21 protein-coding genes are annotated in these 24,030 nt (G+C 73.6%); 10 read left to right on the top strand and 11 right to left on the bottom strand.

Annotated elements, in window-relative coordinates:
• Positions 1-30: 30 nt before the first annotated feature.
• The 3 genes from SERN_RS08745 to SERN_RS08735 are packed head-to-tail and all read right to left on the bottom strand — an operon-like array spanning position 31 to position 2,703.
• On the bottom strand, positions 31-1,182 hold the full coding sequence (locus tag SERN_RS08745) for a LacI family DNA-binding transcriptional regulator (RefSeq protein WP_233251561.1): 1,152 nt from the start codon (positions 1,180-1,182) through the stop codon (positions 31-33).
• Positions 1,179-2,024 (bottom strand): pyrroline-5-carboxylate reductase, encoded by an 846-nt coding sequence (proC, locus tag SERN_RS08740; protein ID WP_135849690.1) that lies wholly within the window; start codon positions 2,022-2,024, stop codon positions 1,179-1,181. The genes SERN_RS08745 and proC overlap by 4 nt, the downstream gene beginning before the upstream one ends.
• A gap of 1 nt (position 2,025) precedes the next feature.
• Entirely contained in the window at positions 2,026-2,703 is a 678-nt protein-coding gene (locus SERN_RS08735) for a hypothetical protein (RefSeq protein WP_135849689.1), read from the bottom strand.
• Between the two features lie 149 nt (positions 2,704-2,852).
• On the opposite strand from SERN_RS08735, the gene radA reads away from it, so the two are divergent.
• A complete protein-coding gene (gene radA, locus SERN_RS08730; RefSeq protein ID WP_135849688.1) occupies positions 2,853-4,259 on the top strand; it encodes a DNA repair protein RadA in 1,407 nt (468 codons plus the stop codon).
• On the opposite strand, the gene SERN_RS08725 is transcribed toward radA, so the two are convergent.
• Positions 4,256-5,173, bottom strand: a complete 918-nt coding sequence (locus SERN_RS08725) for an alpha/beta fold hydrolase (protein WP_135849687.1) — start codon at positions 5,171-5,173, stop codon at positions 4,256-4,258. The genes radA and SERN_RS08725 overlap by 4 nt on opposite strands.
• A gap of 86 nt (positions 5,174-5,259) precedes the next feature.
• On the opposite strand from SERN_RS08725, the gene disA reads away from it, so the two are divergent.
• Positions 5,260-6,333 (top strand): DNA integrity scanning diadenylate cyclase DisA, encoded by a 1,074-nt coding sequence (gene disA / locus SERN_RS08720; protein WP_135849686.1) that lies wholly within the window; start codon positions 5,260-5,262, stop codon positions 6,331-6,333.
• Between the two features lie 86 nt (positions 6,334-6,419).
• Here disA and SERN_RS08715 read toward each other — a convergent pair whose 3' ends face one another.
• Together SERN_RS08715 and SERN_RS08710 are read right to left on the bottom strand one after the other, a co-directional pair.
• Positions 6,420-7,856, bottom strand: a complete 1,437-nt coding sequence (locus SERN_RS08715) for a 3-keto-disaccharide hydrolase (protein WP_135849685.1) — start codon at positions 7,854-7,856, stop codon at positions 6,420-6,422.
• Positions 7,857-7,985: 129 nt separating this feature from the next.
• Positions 7,986-8,645, bottom strand: a complete 660-nt coding sequence (locus tag SERN_RS08710) for a hypothetical protein (protein ID WP_135849684.1) — start codon at positions 8,643-8,645, stop codon at positions 7,986-7,988.
• A gap of 277 nt (positions 8,646-8,922) precedes the next feature.
• On the opposite strand from SERN_RS08710, the gene SERN_RS08705 reads away from it, so the two are divergent.
• Positions 8,923-9,858: an HhH-GPD family protein gene (locus tag SERN_RS08705; protein WP_135849683.1), complete on the top strand. Its 936-nt coding sequence runs from the start codon at positions 8,923-8,925 to the stop codon at positions 9,856-9,858.
• 102 nt (positions 9,859-9,960) lie between these two features.
• A complete protein-coding gene (locus SERN_RS08700; protein ID WP_135849682.1) occupies positions 9,961-10,473 on the top strand; it encodes a hypothetical protein in 513 nt (170 codons plus the stop codon).
• Here SERN_RS08700 and SERN_RS08695 read toward each other — a convergent pair.
• Both SERN_RS08695 and SERN_RS08690 read right to left on the bottom strand, forming a co-directional pair.
• On the bottom strand, positions 10,454-11,011 hold the full coding sequence (locus tag SERN_RS08695) for an amino-acid N-acetyltransferase (RefSeq protein WP_135849681.1): 558 nt from the start codon (positions 11,009-11,011) through the stop codon (positions 10,454-10,456). The genes SERN_RS08700 and SERN_RS08695 overlap by 20 nt on opposite strands.
• The gene (locus SERN_RS08690; protein WP_135849680.1) at positions 11,008-11,964 is read right to left on the bottom strand and encodes a sugar-binding transcriptional regulator; all 957 of its coding nucleotides are present in this window, start codon (positions 11,962-11,964) and stop codon (positions 11,008-11,010) included. Before SERN_RS08690 ends, SERN_RS08695 begins: the two co-directional genes overlap by 4 nt.
• Positions 11,965-12,132: 168 nt before the next feature.
• Between SERN_RS08690 and SERN_RS08685 the strand changes: the two genes are divergently transcribed.
• The 6 genes from SERN_RS08685 to SERN_RS08660 all read left to right on the top strand — a co-directional run bounded on the left by SERN_RS08685 (position 12,133) and on the right by SERN_RS08660 (position 21,009).
• Positions 12,133-13,827: a glycerol-3-phosphate dehydrogenase/oxidase gene (locus SERN_RS08685; protein WP_135849849.1), complete on the top strand. Its 1,695-nt coding sequence runs from the start codon at positions 12,133-12,135 to the stop codon at positions 13,825-13,827.
• A 115-nt stretch (positions 13,828-13,942) separates the two neighbouring features.
• Positions 13,943-14,692, top strand: a complete 750-nt coding sequence (locus SERN_RS08680; RefSeq protein ID WP_135849679.1) for an MIP/aquaporin family protein — start codon at positions 13,943-13,945, stop codon at positions 14,690-14,692.
• Between the two features lie 131 nt (positions 14,693-14,823).
• On the top strand, positions 14,824-16,341 hold the full coding sequence (gene glpK / locus SERN_RS08675; RefSeq protein ID WP_135849678.1) for a glycerol kinase GlpK: 1,518 nt from the start codon (positions 14,824-14,826) through the stop codon (positions 16,339-16,341).
• A 291-nt stretch (positions 16,342-16,632) separates the two neighbouring features.
• Positions 16,633-17,787 carry an acyl-CoA dehydrogenase family protein gene (locus tag SERN_RS08670; RefSeq protein ID WP_135849677.1) on the top strand — a complete coding sequence of 385 codons (1,155 nt, stop codon included), beginning with the start codon at positions 16,633-16,635 and terminating at the stop codon, positions 17,785-17,787.
• 188 nt (positions 17,788-17,975) lie between these two features.
• Positions 17,976-18,800, top strand: a complete 825-nt coding sequence (locus SERN_RS08665; RefSeq protein ID WP_135849676.1) for a 3-ketoacyl-ACP reductase — start codon at positions 17,976-17,978, stop codon at positions 18,798-18,800.
• A 13-nt stretch (positions 18,801-18,813) separates the two neighbouring features.
• Entirely contained in the window at positions 18,814-21,009 is a 2,196-nt protein-coding gene (locus SERN_RS08660; protein ID WP_135849675.1) for an FAD-binding protein, read from the top strand.
• An 89-nt stretch (positions 21,010-21,098) separates the two neighbouring features.
• On the opposite strand, the gene SERN_RS08655 is transcribed toward SERN_RS08660, so the two are convergent.
• From SERN_RS08655 to SERN_RS08645, 3 genes are read right to left on the bottom strand one after another with little or no spacing between them, the layout of a single operon-like run.
• Positions 21,099-21,791 carry an NADPH-dependent F420 reductase gene (locus tag SERN_RS08655; protein WP_135849674.1) on the bottom strand — a complete coding sequence of 231 codons (693 nt, stop codon included), beginning with the start codon at positions 21,789-21,791 and terminating at the stop codon, positions 21,099-21,101.
• Positions 21,792-21,825: 34 nt separating this feature from the next.
• Positions 21,826-22,755, bottom strand: coding sequence for a sugar phosphate isomerase/epimerase family protein (locus SERN_RS08650; RefSeq protein ID WP_135849848.1), 930 nt, complete (start codon positions 22,753-22,755; stop codon positions 21,826-21,828).
• Between the two features lie 44 nt (positions 22,756-22,799).
• Positions 22,800-23,960: a Gfo/Idh/MocA family protein gene (locus SERN_RS08645; protein ID WP_135849673.1), complete on the bottom strand. Its 1,161-nt coding sequence runs from the start codon at positions 23,958-23,960 to the stop codon at positions 22,800-22,802.
• Positions 23,961-24,030: the final 70 nt, after the last annotated feature.

The following is a 24,030-nucleotide window of genomic DNA, read 5'->3' as shown; positions in this document are numbered from 1 at the left end:
AACTCGAGCGAGCCTAGCTGTTGTTAACGATCACAACAACTGCTCCGACGACGGCTTCGCCGCACCCGTCGAGCTCCGCACCACCAGCTCGGCGGGGATCGGTGCCACTCCCCCGACGCCGACCCCGGCCCCTGCCGCCGCCCCGTCGTCCGCGCCCGCGTGCGCGCGCCCGCCGCGCTCGGCGATGAGCCGGAGCATCTCGGCCATGGCCGCCTCGCCGAGCGCGGCGAAGTCCTGCCGCACGGTGGTCAGCGGGGGCCGGAAGTGGGCCGTCCCCTCGATGTCGTCGAACCCGGTCACGCTCACGTCACCCGGCACGTCGAGGCCGCCCTCGCCGAACGCGCGCAGCAGGCCCAGCGCCATCTGGTCGTTGGAGGCCACGACGGCGGTCGGGCGGTCGGGGTCGGCCAGGAGGCGACGCCCGACGTCGTAGCCGACGTCGGCGGTCCAGTCGCCCTCCCACACCGGCCCCGGCGTGACGCCCGCGTGCTCGAGCTCCTCGAGCCAGCCGCGGTGGCGCTCGCGCGAGTCGAACCAGTCGGCCGGCCCCGCGAGGTGGCCGATGGACGTGTGGCCCAGCGCGAGCAGGTGCGCCGTCGCCGCGCGCGCCCCCTGGGCCTGGTCCACGCCGACGACGCCGAACCGCGGGCTCGGGGCCACCCCCGCCGCGATCAGCAGCAGCGGAGCGCGCGAGCTGATCGTCTGCAGCGCCTCGACGGTGCTGACGCGCGGGGCGATCACGATGACGCCCTCGACCGCCTGCGAGTCGAAGGAGAGCAGCGTCTGGGCCATCCGCGTCGCGAGCGCCTCGGAGTCGTCCTCGCGCACCGCGGTCACGTTCGCCGCGAAGCCCGCGCCGCGCGCGGCCTCCTCGACCGCCATCAGCGTCGAGGACGGTCCGTACCGGGCGGACCCGCTCGTCACGACGCCGATGATCCCCGAGCGCGAGGTGACCAGCGCACGCGCCAGCCGGTTGGGCCGGTAGTCGAGCTCGACCATGGCCGCGAGCACCCGTTCGCGCGTGCTCGGGCGCACGCTCGGGTGCTCGTTCAGCACGCGTGAGACGGTCTGGTGGGAGACCCCGGCCAGCCGCGCGACGGCGGCCATGCCGGCGGGGCGGTCACGCCGGGCGGACGCCGTGGTGACCGGGGCGGCGGGCGGGGCCGCACCGTCGTCGCTCACGCGCGCGGGCCCGACGGCGCGGCGAGGCTCGCGCTCAGCTCGTCCGCCCGGTCGGCCGCCGCCCGCGCCGCGGCGGCGTAGGCCGCGCGCACCGCCCGCTCGTCGAGCACCGCGAGCGCCGCGAGCGTGGTCCCGCCGGGTGAGGAGACGGCCTCGCGCAGCAGCGCCGGGTGCGTCCCGGACTCCACCGCGTAGGCCCCCGACCCGGCGACGGTGTGCGCCGCCAGCCGGAGCGCCAGCTCGCGCGGCAGCCCGCCCGCCGTGCCGGCCTCGGCGAGCGCGTCGATCAGGTGGAAGACGTAGGCGGGTCCGGAGCCCGAGATCGCCGTGACGATCGACTGCTGGTGCTCCGGCACGCGCACGACGAGCCCGGTCCGCGTCAGCAGCCGCTCGACGAGGTCGAGGTGCGTCTCGTCGGCCGCGGACCCCGCGCTCAGCGCTGCCACCCCCTGGCCGATGGTCGCCGGGGTGTTGGGCATGACGCGGACGACGGCGACGCCGTCGGGCAGGGCCGCCTCCAGGTAGGCGCACGTGAGGCCGGCGGCGATCGAGACGACGACGGCCCCCGGCGCGACGGCGGGGCCCACCTGCGCCAGCAGGTCGCCCATGTGCTGGGGCTTGACGGCGAGCACGACGACGTCGGACCCCGTCACCGCGGCGACGTTGTCGTCGGTGCCGCTGACCGCGACGTCCGACCGGCCGCCGTCGTGCGCCGCGGCGACGTCGCGCGCGACCTGCGCCCGCACGTCGGTCACGACGACCTCCGCGACGCCGTCGGCGGCCACGATCGAGGCCAGCACGGCGCTGCCCATCACACCCGAACCCAGCAGAGCGATCCTCATGTCACATCCCGAACGCGTCGTAGAAGGTGGTGGCGGTCCCGTCCGGGGCCGTCACGACGAACGTGGTGGCGCCGTTGGTCCAGGCGACGCGCTCCCCCGACCCGTCGACGTCGGGGTAGGCGGTCATCGCACCGACGGCGGCACCGCCGGCCAGCACCTCCTCGCTGCGCACCGGTTCGCCGGTGAGGCCGAGGGAGGCGAGGTGGGCCGCAGCGGCCTCGGGGCTGCGCCACTGCGCGGTGGCCAGCGTGACGTCACCCGTGGCGTCGTCGCCGTCGGTGTAGGTCAGCGCGTAGGCCTCGAGGGCTCCCGCGGCGCGCACGTCCTCGGCCACGACCTGGTCGGCGACGGCCCACTGCAGCACCGTCGACGGCAGCGCCGCCGAGAACGCGGTGGAGGTGTCCCGCTCGACCGGGGGCACCGTCGCGGTCGGCACGGGGGCGGTGACGGTCTCGCCGGGGACGGGTTCCGGCGTCGCCTCGGGCTCGGGGTCGGGCTGCACCAGGAGGAGCACGACGAGCACCACGACGGCGACGGCGATGCCGCCGGCCACGATCGTGGCGATCCGCCGCCGGGTGCGGAGCCTGGACTCCGGGCTCGGCGGGCGGACCTCGAACTGCTCGCGCGCGGCGCGCCGCGGGGAGGGCGGTCCGTCCGTCGACGGGCTCTGCTCTGACACGCGTGATCTCCTGAGGTCCGATCGGGGTGCGCCCGGGCTCCGTGCCGATGGTGGCGCCGGTCGTTGGGGGCAGCCTAGGCCAGCGGTCGGGCGGTCGCCGGGAGGGCGACCCGAGGAGCCTGTCGGAGGGCGCGGGTAGCGTCACGACCATGGCAGCGAGAACGGCGCGTGCGACGCGTGCGACCTGGGAGTGCACCGAGTGCGGCTGGCGCGCCGCCAAGTGGGTCGGCCGGTGCGGCGAGTGCCAGGCGTGGGGCACGGTGACCGAGGCCGGCGCCGAGCCGGCGGCCCGGGCGACGGCCGCGACCCCGCCCCGCTCCCCCGCGCGCCCGATCGACGAGGTCGAGATCGCCCTCGTGGCCACGCGCCCCTCCGGCGTCGGCGAGCTCGACCGCGTGCTCGGTGGCGGCCTCGTGCCCGGGGCCGTCGTCCTGATGGCCGGGGAGCCCGGCGTCGGCAAGTCCACGCTGCTGCTGGACGTGGCGGGCCGGATGGCCCGCAGCGGCACACGCGTCCTGTACATCACGGGCGAGGAGTCGGCCGCGCAGGTGCGGCTGCGTGCGCAGCGCATCGGCGCCGTCCACCCCGACCTGATGCTCGCGGCCGAGTCCGACCTCGGCACCGTCCTCGGGCACGTCGAGGCGGTCGACCCCGGGCTGCTGATCCTCGACTCGATCCAGACCATCGCGTCGCAGTCCGTCGAGGGCGCCGCCGGCGGCGTCGCGCAGGTCCGCGAGGTCGCGGCCGGCGTGATCGGCGCCGCCAAGGAGCGCCACCTCCCCGTCGTCCTCGTGGGGCACGTGACCAAGGACGGCGGGATCGCGGGTCCGCGCGTGCTCGAGCACCTGGTCGACGTCGTGTGCCAGTTCGAGGGCGACCGCCACTCCCGGCTGCGGATGGTGCGCGCGATCAAGAACCGCTACGGCCCGACCGACGAGGTGGGCTGCTTCGACCTGTCCGACTCCGGGATCGTCGGCCTGGCCGACCCCAGCGGCCTGTTCCTGTCCGAGCGCGCGACCGGTGAGCCCGGCACGTGCGTGACGATCACGCTCGACGGCGCGCGCCCCATGCCCATCGAGATCCAGGCGCTGGTCGCCTCCTCCGCCACGCCGCACCCGCGGCGGGCGACCTCCGGCGTCGACTCCGCCCGCGTCAGCATGACCCTGGCGGTGCTCGAGTCCCGCCTGCGGCTCGGCCTGTCCGCGAGCGACGTCTACGTCTCCACGATCGGCGGGGCCAGGGCGCAGGAGCCGTCGGGCGACGTCGCGGTCGCGCTCGCGCTCGCCAGCGCCCACCGGCGGGCCCCGCTCAAACCGGGGCTGATCGCCGTCGGCGAGGTGAGCCTCACGGGTCAGCTGCGGCCGATCACCGGGCTGGAGCGCCGGCTCGGCGAGGCGAGCCGGCTCGGGTTCACGCAGGCCGTGGTACCCGCCTCGGCCCAGGGCGGGCTGCGCGCACCCGCGGGCATGACGGTGCACTACGCCCCCGACCTGCGCACCGCGTGGGAGCTGGCGAGCGAGCCCGTCGCCGAGCTGCTCGGGTCGAGCTCCGGCTAGCCCGTGGTGTCGCCGGCACGGACGGACCCGAGGGCGAGCTCCGCGATGCGCGGCACGACGACGTCCCAGGTGCTCGCGGGCGGCAGCTCGTGCCCCACGCCGGCGAGCACGAGGAGGGGAGCCGCGAGCGCCTCGGCCAGGGCTCGACCGTGCGCGGGCGGGAACAGCGGATCCGCCCCGCCGTGGATCACGAGTGCCGGGATGCCCCGCAGCGCCCCGACGTCCACGGACGACGCCGACCCCGCGACCGCGAGGTGGTTGGTCGCGGCGGGAGCCAGGCTCGGGGTGCGCGCGACGGCGCGGTCGGCCAGCGCTCGAACGGCCGACTCGTCGAACGTCCCCGGCCCCGCGTACGGACGCTCGGTCTCCACCACCCACGTCACGACGGCCTCGTGGTCGGACCAGTCCGGCTCCGCCGCCGCGTCGGTGAACGTCTCGACGATCTCGGGCGTCGGTCCGGGCAGATCCCGTCCGACGTCGCCCGCCGGGCTCGTGGACACGAGCACCAGGGAGGCGACGCGGTCGGGGTGGGTGGCGGCGAGCAGCTGTGCGGTCCCGCCACCCATGGACAGGCCGAGCACGCACGCCCGCCCGACGTCGAACGCGCTCAGCACCGCCGCCGCGTCGTCGGCGAGCATCGGCGCGGTGTAGCCCGGTTCACCGACCGGGGAGAGCGTGGCGGCGCCGGTGTCGCGCTGGTCGTACCGGAGAACGCGAAGACCGGCGGCGACGAGCGCGGCGCAGAACGGCTCGGGCCACCAGTCCCGCGACCAGGTCGCCCCACCGATCAGCAGGACGGCGGAGCGGCCGGCGATCGGCCCCGTGTCCTGCGCGGCCACCTCGCCACCCTCGACCGGCACGGTGCGGGAGTCCCAGACCAGGTCGGTGGCGGCAACGGCGTCGGGCTCGCTCATCTCCCCACCGTAGGGACGGCGGCGGGGGCGGGCCACCCCTCACGCGCCACGCGGCGCGGGCGTCCGCCTGCCGTAGAGTTCGCCGCATGTCCGACCTGCTCCCTGGCGCCACCGGCCGCAGCATCCTGCGGGCCATCGCCCCGGGCACCGCCCTGCGCGACGGCCTCGAACGCATCCTGCGGGGGCGGACCGGAGCCCTCATCGTGGTGGGTCACGACGACGTCGTGGAGTCCATCTGCTCGGGCGGTTTCGAGTTCGACGTCGCCTTCTCCTCCACGCGGCTGCGCGAGCTCGCCAAGATGGACGGCGCGATCGTGCTGGACGCGACCGCGTCCCGCATCCTGCGCGCCGCCGTCCAGCTCCTGCCGGACGCGTCGATCGAGACGTCGGAGTCCGGCACCCGTCACCGCACCGCCCAGCGCGCCGCGGTCCAGACCGGCCTTCCCGTCATCTCGGTCAGCCAGTCGATGCGGATCGTGGCGGTCTACTTCGAGGGCGAGCGGTTCGTGCTGGAGGACTCCGACGCGATCCTCTCCCGCGCGAACCAGGCCCTGGCCACGCTCGAGCGCTACAAGTCGCGGCTCGACGAGGTCTCGCAGACCCTGTCGGCCCTCGAGATCGAGGACCTGGTCACGGTCCGCGACGTCGCCACCGTCATCCAGCGACTCGAGATGGTGCGCCGCATCTCGCTGGAGGTCTCGGGCTACGTCTCCGAGCTCGGCGCCGACGGCCGCCTGCTCGCGCTGCAGCTCGAGGAGCTCGTCGGCACGTCCTCGCCCGACCGCGACCACGTCGTGCGCGACTACCTCGACGAGCGCCGCAGCCTCGACGAGGCCCTGGCGGGGTTCGAGGCCCTCGACTCCACCTCGCTCATCGACCTCAACCAGATCGCCCGCATGCTCGGCATCGGCGGCACGGCGGGCGACGCCCTCGACGCCGCGGTCTCGCCCAGGGGCTACCGCATGCTCGCGCGCATCCCGCGGCTGCCGATCGCCATCGTCGAGTCCACGGTCGGCTACTTCGGCAGCCTGCAGAAGATGCTGTCGGCCACCGTGGAGGACTTCCAGCTCGTGGACGGCATCGGCGCCGTCCGCGCCCGCTCCCTGCGTGAGGGGCTCTCGCGGCTGGCCGAGACCTCGCTGATCGACCGGTTCGTCTGAGTCGCCCCGACCGGGTCGTCCCGGCCCCGTCGACGGACGGGACCGGGACGACTCGGCGTCGGCTCGACGTCGGTGCGACGTCGGTGTCAGTCCGCCGCGGTGAAGCCGGCCTTGTCGTAGCGGAACAGGAAAGCCGCCATCGCATCGCGGTTGATGGGCTCGACGGGGCGGTAGATTGCCGATCCGTCGTTCCCGAGCCAGCCGAACGCGATGCCCTCCGAGACCAGCCAGGAGATCTCGGTGTAGAACGGCGTCGAGGGCGTCAGGTCGGTGAACGGCGAGACGGGGAACGCCTCGAAGGCCGGCTCGTCGGCCATGCGGTAGAGGAACGCCGCCATCGCGTCGCGCCCGATCGGGGCGAGCGGACGGAACTCGGCGTCGCCGGTCACGGGGTCGACCCAGCCGGTGGAGATGTCGTTCTCCGCGAGCCACGCGATCTCCCGGTAGTACAGGTCGTCCGTGGCGACGTCGACGAACGGTGAGACGTCGGGCGCCTGGTAGCCGGGCTCGTCGGCGAGGCGGAACAGGAACGCGGCCATCGCATCGCGCGCGATCGGGGCGAGCGGGCGGTACTCGAGCGTCCCGTCCGGGTTCTCCCAGCCCGTCGTGATGCCGCTGTTGACGAGCCAGGAGATCTGCGCGGAGAAGATGCTGCCGGCCACGTCCGTGAACGGCGAGATCTCCTGGACCCGCACGTTGCGGAAGGAGACGCGGTCCTGGTCGGCGCCGTGCGCCTGGAGGCCGACGTAGCCCGTCAGGCCGCGGCTGCTGGAGTCGGGGTCGTTGGGGCGGCCCGGGAACGGCACGCCCGGCAGGTTCTCGTAGGTGTTGATGACGACGCCGTCGCGCAGCACCGTGTAGGTCTGGTCGATCACGCGGATCTCGAGCTCGTTCCACTCACCCTTGGGCGTGGTGTTGCCCGCGGCCAGCCCGATGTCCGCAAACCCGTAGACCGAGCCGGTCTTGCGGGGGTCGTTGCCCTCGACCTCGGCCGAGTCGTTGATCTGGATCTCGTGGCCGCAGTTCACCGCGATCCACGAGAGGTTGTTCTGCTCGTTGCCGTCGAACGTGGTCGGGCAGCCCGCGAGCGGCTGCGACAGGTCGGGGAAGCGCACCTGGACGCCGCTGTTGCCGCGGACGTCGGCCGCGCCGGGGGCGTCGTCGCGCCACTCGAGCTTGAGGGAGAAGTCCCCCAGCTCCTTGGCGGGGTACCAGAGCGTGCCGAAGCCGCCGTCCTCCCCGACGCGGCTGGTGACCGTGCCGTCGTCGTTGAGGTCGAACCCGCCGTCGCCGGCGTAGGCCCACATGTCGAAGGACTCCTGGGAACCGTCCAGGATGACCGAGTAGCCCTCGGCGTCCACGGGCGGGACGACGACGGCGGCCTGAGCGCCGGGGGCGGCGGTCGCGGCCGGGGCGGTCGCGACGGCGAGGGCGGCGACGACGGCGAGAGCCAGCCCGCCCGCGACGCCGGCTCGCGGCCGGCGCCCTCCGCGTACCGCTGTGGTGGTCGAGGTGGAGGGCATGGGGACTCCTTCGTCGGGCGGACAGCGCTGTCCACACGACCGTAGGCACGCCGTGCGCGCGGAGTCAACGGAAGGAGAGTCCCGCTGCGACGCCGTCGGCGATTCCGCCGGCGACGCGCAGGGACGCGGCTACTGCAGGACGATCGTCGCCTCGCCGGTGAGCTGCGCGCCGTCCTGCTCGTGCGTGGCGACGACGCGGTACGTCCCGGCCTCGGCGACGGGCTGCCCGCCCGTGCAGCCCTGCGCGGAGCGGGTCCCCGCCCACGTCACCGCCTGCGCGTCCGTCGCGTCCTCGCCCAGGAGAAGTCGACGCTCGGACGGCGCGTACGCGCACTGCGCCGAGGTCCACACCAGGTCGTCGCCCGAGAGGATCTCGATCGTCGTGGCATCGGAGCCGAGGTTCACCAGGCACGGGACGTCCGACGTGGTGGCGACGTCGAGCGAGAACGTCACGCCGGCGCCCACGCGCCCCGACGAGGGGGCGTCGACGGCGAGCGTGGCCTGGTCGGCCGTGCACGCCGTGGGCTGCGGCGGCGTCGAGCCGATGGCGGGTTCGGTGGTCTCCGGCTCCGCGGGTTCGGTCGTCCCGGTGGGGGCGGTGCTGGACGAGGTCGCACCACCCGTCGGGGTGGTGGCGCCCTGGCCGTCCCCGCTGCCGCCGGTGAGTGCTCCGACGAGCGCCCAGACGCCGACGGCCAGGCCCGCGAGGAGCAGGACGGCGAGCACCACGACGATCAGACGACGGCGGCGGAACGTCGCCGCGCTCCGGGCCGACCTCGCCGAGGACACCGAGCCGGCTCCGCCCCCGGCCCGGCCGCCCGCCGGGCGGCTGCTCGAGCGGGGGGTCGAACGAGGGGTCGAGCGGGGGGTCGAGCGGCCCTGCGAGCGCGCGTCGACGGGCTGCTTCCTGCGCGGGGTCCGCCCCGTCCCTGACGTGTCCGGCACCTCAGCAGGATAGGTGAGGCATCCGCGCGGGCCCGTGACCCCGCCGCCGTCGGCACGTCGCCCCGCCACGCTCCGTTCTCGGCGGAGGGGTGGACCCCCGCGGGCGGCAGAATCGGGGGTGATGTCCACCGATCCCGTGCCGCCGGCGCCCACCACCGCCCCGGCCTCCACCCCGCCGCACCCGCGCGCCGCGCTGCACGCGAGGCTCCTGGTGTGGTTCGACGTCCACCGGCGCGACCTTCCGTGGCGCGCCGCGACCGCCACCCCGTGGGGCGTGCTCGTCAGCGAGATCATGCTGCAGCAGACCCCGGTCGTCCGGGTCGAGGGCCCCTGGACCGCCTGGCTCGAGCGCTGGCCGACCCCGGCCTCGCTGGCCGCCGCCCCGACCGACGAGGTGCTGCGTGCCTGGGGCCGCCTCGGCTACCCGCGCCGCGCGCTCCGGCTGCAGCAGTGCGCCGCCGCGATCGTCGAGCGTCACGACGGCGTGGTCCCCACCGCGGAGGCCGACCTGCTCGCGCTCCCCGGCGTCGGTTCGTACACCGCGGCCGCGGTGACGGCCTTCGCGCACGGCCGCCGCGCCGTCGTGCTGGACACCAACGTGCGCCGCGTGCTCGGACGCCTCACGGCCGGGACCGCGCTGCCGCGCCCCCACCTGACGCAGGAGGAGACCCGGCGCGCGGACGCCCTCGTACCGGGCGACGACGCCACCTCAGCGCGCTGGAACATCGCCGTGATGGAGCTCGGGGCGCTCGTGTGCACGGCCCGCTCACCGCGCTGCGACGACTGCCCGGTGCGCGACCTCTGCGCCTGGCGCGCCGCCGGCTACCCGGCCGACGAGCACGCGGCCGCGCGTCGGACGCAGGCGTGGCACGGGACGGACCGCCAGGTGCGTGGCCGCCTGATGGCGGCGTTGCGCGACGCGACGGGTCCGCTCACCCGCGAAGAGCTCGTCGCCGTCGCCGGCAGCGGGGACGAGCAGGCGCACCGCAGCCTCGACTCCCTCGTGGCGGACGGTCTCGTGTCCGGCGACGCGGAGTCGTTCGTGCTCGGGCGCTGACGGGCGCGCGGACACCAGCGGGAGCGCCAGGCGCGCGGCCGCCCCTGGGCGCGCAGGGCGCGCCTCGTCCACCCCGCGCCGCTCGCGAACTACCGTGGCCGCGTGAGCGAGACGCCCCCCGCGACCGACCCCGACGTCGTCACCGGCCTCGCCGTGCGCGCGATCTCCCGCACGCTGATCGCGATGGCGGGCACCGCCGTCGGCGTCGGACTCGTCGGTGCGGGTGCCGCGAGCATGGCCCAGGTCGAGAACGGCGGCGGTGGCGCGGACGTCGTCGTGCCCGGGGTCTCGGTGCTCATGATCGGTCAGCTGGCCGCGCTCGTCGCGACCGCGCTGGCGACGTGGGCGCTCGTCCAGCTGCTGCGACGCCGCGTCCCCGACCCCGCCCACAGCGTGGCCGGACTCGGGCGGGCCCTCGGGCTCTGCGCGCGGTTCCTCGTCGTCGGCTGCGTGATCGGCGTGATCTTCTGGGTGGTGGTGCGGCCGAGCACCGCGATCTCCGCCGTCTTCGGCGCCGTCGTCGCGATCCAGGTCGCGCTCGTCATCGGGCTGGTGCGCTCACGCATCCTGCGCGCGGCGCCCCGGGCCCGACGGGTCAGCGCTCCGCCAGCCTGACGATCATCCGGGTGTTGCCCAGGGTGTTCTGCTTGACGTGGGCGAGATCGAGGAACTCCGCGACGCCGTCGTCGTGCGAGCGCAGGAGCTGCGCGAACACGTCGGGGTCGACGGCGTCACCCTCGAGCGGCGCGAACCCGAGCCGAGAGAAGAAGTCGACCTCGAACGTGAGGCAGAAGACCCGCTCGAGCCCCAGCTCCGCCGCCCGGTCGAGCAGCGCACCGACCAGGGCGCGCCCCACGCCGGCGCGCACCCAGTCCTCGCGGACGGCGAGCGTGCGCACCTCCCCCAGGTCGCGCCACATCACGTGGAGGGCGCCGCAGCCCACGACGTCGCCGTCGGGCGAGACCGCGACCAGGAACTCCTGCACCGACTCGTAGTAGCCCACCAGCTCCTTGGCCAGCAGGATGCGTCGCTCGGCGTAGGGGACGACCAGGTCGCGGATCGCTCGCGCGTCCGCGGCGACGGCGCGGCGCACGGTGACCGCGCCGGGGGACGGGACCTGCGGGGCGACGGCGGACTCTGGCTCGGTGCTCACCCCGGCATGGTGCCACGGACGAGGGTGTTCGCCGTCGGCTCGTCGATCACGAGATCGGTGACGGCGCCCGCCCGCAGCGCCGCGCGCAGCGGCACCACCTTCGCCTCCCCCGCGACCACGCACACGCGGCGGTCGATGGCCTGGAGCTGGCGCGGCGTCGGGCCGGTGGCGCGGTCGTTGATCGCCACGTCCTCCCACGACCCGTCCTCGCGCAGGAAGACGGTGCACACGTCGCCCACCACGCCGTCGACCGCGAGCGCCGTGCGGTCCTCCTCCTCGAGGTAGCCGGACGTGTACACGTGCGAGGGCACCGGCGCGACGAGCGCGCCCACACCGAACACCGCGAGGTCCGCGCGCGCCTGGACGGCGAGCACGTGCCGGACGCTGCGCTCGCGCCACATCAGCTGACGCGTGGCGGCGAAGTCGAAGAAGGCGGGCACCGGGAAGTGCTCGGGGACGGCGTCGAACGCCTGGGCGAACTGGCTCACCAGGTCGGTGCCGTAGGCGAGGCCGGAGGACAGAGTGTTGGCGGCGCCGTTGAGCTGCACGACCGTGGCATCCCTGATCGGCGTGTGCGTCAGGTGCACCGCGACCGCGGCGACCGTGGTGCCCCAGGCGAGCCCGAGCGTCATCCCGTGCCCGAACCAGCCCTGCAGCAGCTGCGCCGCGTACCGGGAGACGTGGTCCAGGCGGACGTCGTCGGTCAGCGGCGAGCGCACCGGTACGACGTGCGCCCGCACCCGGAACAGGCGCTCGACGCTGCGGGCGACGGCGCCGCCCGCACCCGGGGACCGCACCTGGACCTGCACCATCCCGCGCTCGCGCGCGGCCTTCAGCAGTCGGCTCACCCCCGACCTCGACATGCGCAGCTGGCGGCCGATGGTCTCCATCGTGGCGTCCTGCAGGTAGTACATCGTGGCCGCCTCGTGCATCAGCTCGTCACGACCGTCCACGATCTCTCCTCCCCTGGTGCACATCCGTGCACCAGTGTTGCGCAGATGTGCTCGCGGGGCCAGGGTTGACGGTGGGCCGCCAGCCGACGGGCCCCACCGCACCCAGGCACAGGAGGAACTGTGACCACCGCGATCACCCCCGCGACCCGTACCGAGGCCCTCGACGCCATGAGCGACGACGCCGGTCTCGACGTCCTCGTCATCGGCGGCGGCATCACCGGCGCCGGCATCGCCCTCGACGCCGCCACCCGTGGCCTGCGCACCGGCATCATCGAGGCCCAGGACTGGGCCTCGGGCACGTCCAGCCGCTCCAGCAAGCTCGTCCACGGCGGCCTGCGCTACCTGCAGATGCTCGACTTCTCCCTCGTGCACGAGGCCCTGACCGAGCGCGACCTCCTCATCAAGGAGATCGCGCCGCACCTGGTCAAGCCCGTGCCCTTCCTCTACCCCGTGCTCAAGCACTGGGAGCGGCCGTACGTCGGCGCCGGGATCGCGCTGTACGACGTGCTCGCCACGATCGGCAGCCGCAAGGGCCGCGCCATGCCGCTGCACCGCCACCTGTCGAAGAAGGCGCTCCACAAGGCGTTCCCCGACCTGTCCGACGACGCCGCGCTCGGTGCCATCAAGTACTGGGACGCGTCGGTCGACGATGCCAGGCTCGTGCTCACGGTGGTCCGCACCGCGGCCTCCTACGGCGCGCTCGCCGCCTCGCGCACGCAGCTGGTCGAGCTCACCAAGAGCGGTCTCGGCCGCGTCGACGGCGCCGTCGTCCGCGACCTGGAGACGGGTGAGGAGCGCACGGTCAAGGCCACGCACGTCATCAACGCCACCGGCGTGTGGACCGAGGAGACCGAGTCCCTCGCCGGGACCGACGGCGGCCTCAAGGTCCTCGCGTCCAAGGGCATCCACATCGTCGTCCCGCGCGAGCGGATCCGCGGCGAGGTCGGGCTGATCCTCCAGACCGAGAAGAGCGTGCTGTTCGTGATCCCGTGGTCGCGCTACTGGGTCATCGGCACCACCGACACGCCCTACGAGCAGGACCCGGTCCACCCCGTCGCGACGGCGGCCGACATCGACTACGTCATCGAGCACGCCAACGCGGTGCTGGCCGACCCGATCGGCCGCGAGGACGTCATCGGCACCTGGGCGGGACTGCGACCGCTGCTGCAGCCCGGCACTAAGGACGGCACGTCCTCGGCCAAGGTCTCGCGCGAACACACCGTCGCCTCCCCCACCCCCGGCCTCACGGCCATCGCGGGCGGCAAGCTGACGACCTACCGGGTGATGGCCAAGGACGCCGTGGACTTCGCCCTCGGCGACCGCGCCCGCTCGCTGCCCTCCATCACGGAGCGCATCCCGCTCATCGGCGCCGTCGGCCTCCAGGCCGTCAAGCGCCAGACCGGTCGCCTCGAGCGTCGCTTCGGCTGGAGCACCGCGATGGTGGACCACCTGCTGCACCGCTACGGCTCGGCGCTGCGCGACCTGATGGCCGCGATCGAGGAGCAGCCCGACCTCGCGAAGCCGCTGGAGCACGCGCCCGCCTACCTGCGGGCCGAGATCCACTTCGCCGCCACGCACGAGCAGGTGCTGCACCTGGAGGACGTCCTCCTGCACCGCACGCGCCTGTCGTACGAGATCGCCGACGCCGGCCGCGGTGCCCTGGACGAGATCGCCGCCATCGTCGCGGACGTCCTCGGCTGGGACGACGCCAAGGTCGAGGCCGAGAAGGCCTCGTGGATCGCCCGGTGCGACGCGACCGACGCGGCCGCCCGCACCACCACCGACGAGGAGGCGGAGGAGGCGCGCCTCGCCGTCGCCGACATCGCCCCCATGCAGCCGCTGCAGCCTGCCGCAGCGTCCTGACCCGTGGCGGCGATCGCCCCGCGCGCCGTCGGGCGCGCGCCGGTGATCGCCGCCACACTCGTCCGCAGATGATGCACCTGCGTCATCCTCACAACGAAGTGAAGAGAGGTTGTCCGTGAACAACATCTTCGTGCCCGAGCTCATCGGAACCGCACTGCTCGTCCTCCTCGGCGGCGGCGTCGTCGCCAACGTCATCCTCAAGGGCACCAAGGGCTTCGGCGGGGGCTGGCTGCTGATCAACTTCGGCTGGGGCCTCGCGGTCTTCACCGGTGTCTACGCCGCCTTCCGCTCCGGCGCCCACCTGAACCCCGCCGTGACCGTCGGTCTGTGGACCAGCGGCGGCGACTTCTTCGCCGGCAACGCCGACCTGGGCCTCGACCCGATCGCGGCCAACGCCGGCAACGCCCTCATCTACATCGCCGCTCAGCTGATCGGCGCCATCATCGGCGCCGTGCTCGTCTGGGTCATCTACAAGGACCACTTCGACGCCGAGGAGGACGCGGGCACCAAGCTCGGCGTCTTCGCCACCGGGCCCGCCATCCGCTCGCTCGGTCGCAACTTCGTCACCGAGGTCATCGCCACGTTCGTGCTGGTCTTCACCATCATCCACTTCGGCCCCACGCCGACCGCCATCGGCCCGCTCGCCGTCGCGCTCGTCGTGGTCGGCATCGGCGCCAGCCTCGGTGGTCCGACCGGGTACGCCATCAACCCCGCTCGCGACCTCGGTCCGCGAATCGCCCACGCCCTTCTCCCCATCAAGGGCAAGGGCACGTCCGACTGGGGCTACTCCTGGGTCCCGATCGCCGGTCCGCTGGTCGGCGGCGCGCTGGCCGGCCTCGTCGGCGGCGCGCTGACCGTCGTCTGAGTCGACAGCCCCACCCTCACGACGGCGGCGGCGGGCCGACCGCTCGACCCGCCACCGCCGTCGCGCACCACGTGATCCACCAGCAGCCGCACCACCACTGACACATCAACGAAGAAGTGAAGGGAACCATCGTGGCCGACTACGTCCTCGCCATCGACCAGGGAACCACCAGCTCCCGCGCCATCATCTTCAACCACTCGGGCCAGATCGTCGCCACGGGCCAGAAGGAGCACGAGCAGATCTTCCCGAAGGCGGGCTGGGTCGAGCACGACCCCGAGGAGATCTGGACCAACGTGCGCGACGTCGTGGGCCAGGCCCTCGGCCGCGCGAGCCTGCAGGCCAAGGACATCGCCGCCGTCGGCATCACCAACCAGCGCGAGACCGCGGTGGTGTGGGACAGGACCACGGGCAAGCCCGTGTACAACGCCATCGTCTGGCAGGACACGCGCACGCAGAAGATCTGCGACCGCCTCGCGGGCGACGTCGGTGCCGACATCTACAAGGCCAAGGTCGGCCTGCCCCTGGCCACGTACTTCGCCGGCCCCAAGGTCGTCTGGATCCTGGAGAACGTCGACGGCGCGCGCGAGAAGGCCGAGGCGGGCGACCTCCTGATGGGCACGGTCGACACCTGGGTGCTGTGGAACATGACGGGCGGGGTCGACGGCGGCGTGCACGTCACCGACGTCACCAACGCCTCGCGCACGCTGCTGATGAACCTCGACACGCTGTCGTGGAACGAGGACATCGCCGCCGACATGGGCATCCCGCTCTCGATGCTCCCCGAGATCCGGTCGTCCTCCGAGGTCTACGGCAAGGGTCGCGGCACGGGTCTGCTCGCGGACGTCCCGATCGCGGGCATCCTCGGCGACCAGCAGGCAGCCACGTTCGGCCAGGCGTGCTTCGAGGTCGGCATGGCCAAGAACACCTACGGCACCGGCAACTTCATGCTCCTCAACACGGGCACCGAGATCGTGCCGAGCGAAAACGGCCTGCTCACCACCGTCTGCTACAAGATCGGTGACCAGCCCACGGTCTACGCGCTCGAGGGCTCCATCGCCGTCTCGGGCTCGCTGGTGCAGTGGCTGCGCGACAACCTCAAGGTGATCTCCTCGGCACCCGAGATCGAGACGCTCGCCGCCACGGTGGAGGACAACGGCGGCGCGTACTTCGTGCCCGCCTTCTCCGGGCTGTTCGCCCCGCACTGGCGCAGCGACGCCCGCGGCGCCCTCGTCGGCCTCACCCGGTACGTCAACATCGGTCACATCGCGCGCGCCGCCCTCGAGGCGACCGCGTTCCAGACCGCCGAGGTGCTCGAGGCGATGAACGCCGACTCCGGCGTCAACCTCACGGAGCTCAAGGTCGACGGCGGCATGGTCGCCAACGACGTGCTGATGCAGTTCCAGGCGGACCTGCTCGGCGTCGACGTCGTGCGCCCGCAGGTCGCCGAGACCACCGCGCTCGGTGCCGCCTACGCGGCCGGCATCGCCGTCGGCTACTGGGAGGGCGAGCAGGACGTCATCGACAACTGGGCCGAGGACAAGCGCTGGACCCCGTCGATGGACGAGGCCGAGCGCGACCGCCTGCTGCGGAACTGGAAGAAGGCCGTCACGAAGACCCTGGACTGGGTGGACGACGACGTCGAGCAGTGAGGTGAGGCGGTCGACGGCGTGAGCCGCCCGGCCGTGCAGCCGCCCGGACGCCGTCCGGCGATCGAAGGTCACGATGTGGCATCGATCCGCCGGGCGGCGTCCCGTGCGTGAGCCACGTCACCGACGGTGGGTTAGCGTGAGGCCGTCCTCAACGTCGCGGACGTGAGTGCTGTGGCCGGTTGCAGTCCCCCTGCTGACCGGCCACAGCCATCTCCGGGGTCGGGTCGGCCCCGGCGGGACTCCGACCGGCCGTTCGACGCCGTCGCCGCGGTCCGGTGGCAGGCTGACGGCATGGCACGCACGATCCGCACGCTGCTCACCGACGACGTCCTCGCTCGCATCCACGAGCGCGCCCCCGCGCACGACGCGGAGAACACCTTCCCGCACGCGGACCTCGAGGAGCTGGCGTCCCTGGGCTACCTCCGGGCGTTCGTCCCGGAGGACCTCGGCGGGGCCGGCTTCACGCTCGAGGAGGTCGCGCGCGAGCAGATGCGGCTGGCGGCGGCCGCCCCGGCCACGGCGCTGTGCGTCGGCATGCACCTGGCGGTCACCGGGCTGGCGGCCCGCCTCGACGCCGGCGGCGACGACTCCGTCGCCTTCATCCTTCGCGAGGCCGCCGCCGGCGAGATCTTCGCGTTCGGCAACTCCGAGGCGGGCAACGACCTCGTCATGTTCGACTCGCTCACGCGCGCGGTACCCGACGGCGAGGGCGGCTACCGCTTCCACGGCACCAAGATCTTCACGTCGCTCGCACCGGTGTGGACCCGGCTGGCGACCTTCGGTCGCGACGACACCGACCCCGCCGGCCCGCGGCTGGTGCACGCCGTCGTCACGCGCGAGGGGACGTCGACGAAGGACGACTGGAACACGCTGGGGATGCGCGCGACCCAGTCGCGCAGCACCGTGCTGGACGGTGCGCACGCCCCCGCCGACCGCGTCTACCGGTCCCTGCCGATCGGGCCGAGCGCCGATCCGTTCGTGTTCGCGCTGTTCGCGACGTTCGAGGTGCTGATCGCCGCGGTCTACACCGGCCTCGCGGGCCGGGCGGTGGAGCTGGGCGCCGAGGCGGCGCACCGCCGACGCTCGCGGAGGAACGACGGCGCGACCTACGCCGTCGACCCCGACATCCGGTGGACGGTGGCCGCGGCGGCGATGCGGCAGGACGGCGCACGCCTGCAGGTGCTCGCCCTCGCGCGCGACGTGGACGAGGGCGCCGACCACGGTGCGCGGTGGTTCGCGCAGCTCGTGGGGCTGAAGGTGCGGGCGGTGGAGGACGCGCGCGCCGTCGTCGACCAGGTCGTGCGGGTGAGCGGTGGCGCGTCGTACGCGAACGGGAGCGAGATCGGCCGGCTCTACCGCGACGTGCTCGCCGGGATCTTCCACCCGAGCGACGAGGAGTCGGCCCACGGCACGATCGCGACCTCGATCCTCGGCCCCCTCCCCTAGCGCCCCCACCGCACCCCACCGCCGAGAACGTCCTGGCCCGCGTTCCGGGGGCGGATGACGCGAGCCAGGACGTTCTCGGCGGCCGTGTCGGTGTCGTCGGGGGACGCTCACGGTGGACACGTGGGGTGGCACGTGTTTGGATAGCGCTTACCGTCAATGCCGACAGCAGCTCGACCGTGAGGACCTCCATGACGCACGACTCCGCCAGCTCCCCCGTCGCCCTCGTCACCGGCGGGAGTCGCGGCATCGGGCTCGGCATCACGGAGCGGTTGCTCGCCGACGGGTACCGCGTCTCGATCCTCGCGACGCGCCCCGAGCCGGCCGACGTGCTGGATCCGCTCCGCGAGCTGGCCGGCGACCCCGCCCGCGTGCGCTACGTGCAGGGTTCCGTCGCCGACCCGGCCGACCACGCGCGCTACGTCGAGGACGCCGTCGAGGCCTGGGGGCGGCTCGATCTCCTGGTCAACAACGCCGGCGTCGCCCCGAGCGTGCGCGCCGACATCCTCGAGGCGACGACGGAGAGCTTCGACCGCGTCATCGGCATCAACCTGCGCGGTCCGTACTTCCTCACGCAGCTGTTCGCGAACCGGGTCCTCGCGCTGCGCGACGACGCCGTCGTACCCGCTGCCGACTCCCCCGCAGCCCCTCTCCGCCCGCTCGCCACGATCGTCAACGTCTCCTCCACCTCGGCCGTCACCGTCAGCGTCAACCGCGGCGACTACTGCCTGTCCAAGGCGGGCGTGGGGATGGCGACGCAGCTGTTCGCCGCCCGGCTCGCCCCCGAGGGGATCGTGGTCTACGAGGTCCGACCGGGCATCATCGAGACCGACATGACGGCCGGCGTGAAGGGCAAGTACGACGCGTTCTTCGCCGACGGAAACGTGCCGATCGCGCGCTGGGGCCGACCCTCCGACGTCGCCGGCGCCGTCGCCATCCTGGCCTCGGGCCAGATCCCCTACTCCACCGGTGAGGTCGTCAACGTCGACGGCGGCTTCCACATCCCGACGCTCTGAGGACCGCGACCCCGTGACCATCCCTCGCACCGAACCCACCCTCCTGCGCATCGACGGCCTGCCCGTCCCCGTCCTGACCACCCACACCGTCGTCGTCGGGACGGGCTCGGCCGGCTACTGCGCCGCCGACCGGCTGCACGACCTCGGCGAGGACGACGTGGTCGTCGTCGCCGACAAGATCGGCGCGGGGGCGAGCCGCAACGCCGGGAGCGACAAGCAGACCTACTACAAGCTCACCCTGTCGGGCGGCGACGACGACTCCGTGCACGAGATGGCGCAGACGCTGTTCGCGGGCGGCGCGATGGACGGTGACAACGCGCTCGCCGAGGCGGCCCTCTCGGCGCGCGGCTTCCTGCACCTGGTGGACCTCGGCGTGCCGTTCCCGCAGAACCGCTACGGCGAGTTCATCGGCTACAAGACCGACCACGACCCCCGCCGTCGCGCGACCTCGGTCGGTCCGTACACGAGCCGCTCGATGGTCACGCAGCTCGAGAAGAAGGTGCAGCGCGACGGCACCCCCGTGCTGGACGAGTGCCGCGTGGTCGACGTCGTCACGACGACCGCGCCGGACGGGAGGCGCGCCGTCGCCGGACTGCTCGTGCTGCGCACGGACGTGCCGCACGTCGTGGAGGAGGGAGACGACTCCGCGGCCGCGGAGGACGAGCCGCGCTCCCCCTACCTGCTGCTGCGCTGCGCCAACCTCGTCTACGCCACCGGCGGCCCCGCCGGCATGTACCGCACGCGCGTCTTCCCGAACGGTCAGTGGGGCGCCTCGGGCGCCGCCTACCGCGCCGGGGTGCACGGCAAGAACCTCACGGAGTGGCAGTTCGGGCTCGCCTCGACCAAACCGCGGTGGAACGTCTCGGGCACGTACATGCAGGTGGTGCCGCGGTTCGTGTCCTTCGACGCCGACGGCGGTGACGAGCGTGAGTTCCTCACCGAGGTCATCGACGACTACGGCCACCTCATGAGCCTCGTCTTCCTCAAGGGCTACCAGTGGCCCTTCGACATCCGCAAGGCGCGCGACGGCTCGAGCCTGATCGACCTGCTGGTCTACCGCGAGACGGTGCTGCGGGGGCGGCGCGTCTTCCTCGACTTCACGCGCAACCCCGTGAAGGAGGAGTTCGACCCGAGCGCGCTCTCGCCCGAGGCGTTCGCCTACCTCGAGCGTGCGGGCGCCCTCACGGGAACGCCCATCGAACGCCTGCGCACCATGAACGAGCCGGCCTACCGCTTCTACCTCGAGAAGAACCCGTACGTGGACCTGACGACGGACCTGCTCGAGGTCGACGTCTGCGCGCAGCACAACAACGGCGGCCTCGTGGTGGACGCGTGGTGGCAGTCCAACGTCGCCGGGCTGTTCCCGGTCGGCGAGGCGGGCGGCGCGCACGGCGTCTACCGCCCGGGCGGCGCGGCGCTGAACTCGGGCCAGGTGGGCGCCACGCGCGCCGCGCAGTTCATCGCGGCCCGGCGCGACGCCGTCGCCGCCCCCGTGCTGGACGACGCCGCGTTCGCCGAGGCCGCCGCCCCCGTGGTGGCGCAGGCGCAGGCGCTGGTCGCCGCCGCGACGGGCCGCGCCGCGGCCGGGACCGCGGAGAACACGGCCGACATCCTGCGCGACGTGCAGGCGCTGATGAGCGAGAAGGCCGGTCCGGTGCGCAGCGCGACGTCGATCGAGGAGGCGCTCGCGCAGGTGCGCGCGTGGCTCGCGAGCTACGACGACGACGTGACCGCCTCCGCGTCCTCGCGCCAGTCCGTCAACCGGATCTTCCTCGTGCGCGACACCCTCACGTCGGCCTACGTCTACCTGTCGGCGATGCGGGACTACGTCGCGCACGGCGGCCGCTCGCGCGGGTCGGTGCTCTACTCCGACCCGTCCGGCGACCTGCCGGAGGCGAGCTGGGGCGAGAGGGCAGGCTCGCCGCTGTCCGACCTGCCGGACGTCTTCCGGTTCCGGCTCGACGGCGGCGAGCTCGACGAGGTCGTCCAGGAGTCCGCGCTGCTCGCGCCGGGTGAGGCCGTGGGGTCCTCGCACGTGGCCGACGGCGAGAGCTGGGCCGCGCAGGCGGCCGACGGCGGGCAGCGGGCGGGCGACGAGCGGGCGGGGACGGCCGCGTTCCGCTGGCGCCCGCGCCGCCCGCTGCCCGAGGACGACGACTTCTTCGAGAACGTCTGGCGCGACTTCCGCGAGAGCGGCAACGTCTACTGACGCCGCCGGTCCGTCGGTCCGTCCGCCCGTCCGTCGGTCCGCCCGTCCGCCCGTCCGTCCGTCCGTCCGTCCGTCCGTCCCGAGCCTCGTCAGCCGACGGCGTCCTCGGGCCGCACGCGGAAGCCGCGCGCGAGGTTCTCGCGCAGCTCCTGCGCGTTCTGACGCACGCCGTACGCCGGCCGGTCGCGCTCGACCCGCCAGGACTCCGCCAGCGGCCCGGCGGAGACCGTGTCGAACCCGATCCGGTCGTAGAGCTCGGTCACGAGCTCGACCGCCTCGTCGGCGTCCGACGCGGTCGCGAGCGCCCGGCGGTCGGGGGTGCCCGCGGGGGTGCCGGTCGTGGTGATGTCCGCCGCCTCGATGTGGTTGAAGGCCTTCACCACCGTCGACGTCGGCAGGTGCTCCTGGAGCATCCCCGAGACCGTGACCTCGCCCCGGTCGAGCTCCGGGATGTGCCCGTCCCGCTCCCAGTAGTAGTTGTTGGTGTCGAGCACGACCTTGCCGGCGAGCTCCGCCACCGGCACCTCGCGGTAGCTGCGGAGCGGGACCGAGACGACGGCGACGTCCGCGGCCTGCGCGGCCTCCTGCGCCGTGGCGGCCCTCGCGCGGTCGCCGAGCTCGGCGATCAGCGGCGCGAGCGTCTCCGGACCGCGCGAGTTGGCGATCACGACGTCCTCGCCGAGCGCGACGAGCGCCCGCGCCACCTGCGAACCGATGTTTCCTGCCCCGATGATTCCGTAGGTCGTCATGTGGAGCCCAACGCCGGAAGGGCCCCCGCGCATTCCGCGGGGGCCCCTCCGGTGGTGCGCCGACGACCTACAGGTGCGGCGCCACGAACCGCCGGTAGCGGTCGATCATCGTGGCCAGGGTCTGCTCCGGCGGCGCCGACCAGACGTCCTCGTTGAAGATCTCGACCTCGATGTCGCCGCGGTAGCGCGTCGCCGCGATCCAGCTCGTGATGGACGCGAAGTCGACGTAGCCGTCCCCCACGTGCCCGCGCGAGAGCAGCGGATCCGCCGCCAGCGGGAGCGTCCAGTCGCACACCTGGTAGGACGCGATGCGCTTCTCCATCCCCGCCCGGTCGATCATCTGCTTCAGCCGCGGGTCCCACCACACGTGGTAGGTGTCCACGACGACGCCGACGGCGGAGCTCTCGAACGACTCCGCCAGCGTCAGCGCCTGGCCCAGCGTGGAGATGACGGCGCGGTCCGCGGCGAAGATCGGGTGCAGCGGTTCGAGCACGAGCCGCACGCCGTGCTGCGCCGCGTACGGCACGAGCTCGCCGATCCGGTCGGCGACGCGGCCGCGCGCGCCCACGAGGTCGCGCCCGGGGTCCACCCCGGGTCCGGGCGCGTGCGGCGCGGCCGGCCCGCCCGGCGTCCGCGCGGCGGGCAGCCCGCCGACGACCATGATCAGCTCCGACGTGCCGATCGTGGCCGCCTCCTCGATCGCGCGCCGGTTGTCCTCCAGCGCCGCCCCCCGTCCCTCGGGATCGGCGGCGGTGAGGAAGCCGCCGCGGCACAGCGACGAGGCGCGCAGGCCGAAGTCCGCGAGGATCTGGGCGGCACGATCCGCGCCGACCTCCTGGACCCGGTCGCGCCAGGGCCCGATCGCGCTCAGCCCGGCGTCAGCCGCGACCTCGGCGGCCTGCGCGAGCGTGAGGTGCTTCGTGGTGGCCGTGTTGAGCGAGAGCCGCGCGAGGTCGGCCGGTCGCGTCGCGTCGGCGTCGTCGACCGGGGCCGACAGGGTCCCGACGACGGCGTCGCCCCCGAGCGCGGACTCGACCGCGTTCACAGCACGATCTCCGGGACCGGCAGCCGCCGGCCCTGCTCGGAGGACTGCAGACCGAGCTCGGCGAGCTGGACGCCGCGCGCCGCGGAGAGCAGGTCGAAGCGGTGCTCGCGGCCGGCGGCCACGTCCCGCAGGAACTCCTCCCACTGCGCCTTGAAACCGTTGTCGAGCTCAGCGTTGGCGGGCACGTCGAGCCACTGCTCGCGGAACTTCTCCGTGGTCGGCAGATCGGGGTTCCAGACCGGCTTGGGTGTGCTGGCCCGCTGCTGCGCCACGCAGCTGAACAGCCCGGCGACGGCGGAGCCGTGCGTGCCGTCGACCTGGAACTCCACGAGCTCGTCGCGGTGCACGCGCACGGCCCAGGAGGAGTTGATCTGGGCGACGACGGGGTCGCCCTGCGGTGTGCGGAGCTGGAACGTGCCGTACGCGGCGTCGTCGGCCGTGGCCTCGTAGGCCTCGCCCTGCTCGTCCCAGCGCGTGGGGATGTGCGTGACCGTCTGGCTCGAGACCGTCTCGACCGAGCCGATGATGCCCTCGAGCACGTAGTTCCAGTGGCAGAACATGTCGGTGGTCATGCCGCCGCCGTCCTGCTTGCGGTAGTTCCACGACGGCCGCTGCGCGGGCTGGAGCTCACCCTCGAAGACCCAGTACCCGAACTCGCCGCGCAGCGAGATGATGCGGCCGAAGAAGCCCTCGTCCACCAGCCGACGCAGCTTCACGAGGCCCGGCAGGTAGAGCTTGTCGTGCACGACGCCGGCGGTCACGCCGGTCTCGCGGCGGATCCTGGCGAGGTCGACCGCCTCGGCGAGGGTCTCCGCCGTCGGCTTCTCGGTGTAGATGTGCTTGCCGGCCCGCATCGCCCGCGCGAGCGTGGCGTAGCGCAGCGACGTCATGGAGGCGTCGAAGACGATGTCGGTCTCGGGGTCGTCGATGACCGCGTCGAGGTCCGTGCTCCACCGCTCGACCCCGTGCTGCTTCGCCAGCGCCTCGACCTTGTCGGCGTTGCGTCCGATGAGCACCGGTTCGACCTGGAGCGTCGAGCCGTCGGGAAGCGTCACCCCGCCCTGCTCGCGGATCGGCAGGATCGAGCGCAGCAGGTGCTGGCGATAGCCCATCCGGCCGGTGATGCCGTTCATGGCGATGCGAAGGGTGCGGGTCATCGTGGCTCCGTTGCTGAGAGATCCGTAGGGAAGCGCTTTCCATCCTAGGGTGACGGAAGCGGCTCGTCAA

This window comes from Serinibacter arcticus, assembly GCF_004786095.1.
GTDB classification, from domain to species: Bacteria; Actinomycetota; Actinomycetes; order Actinomycetales; family Beutenbergiaceae; genus Litorihabitans; species Litorihabitans arcticus.
Note: the sequence above shows the minus strand (reverse complement) of the source record. Positions and strands in the feature narration are given on the sequence as shown.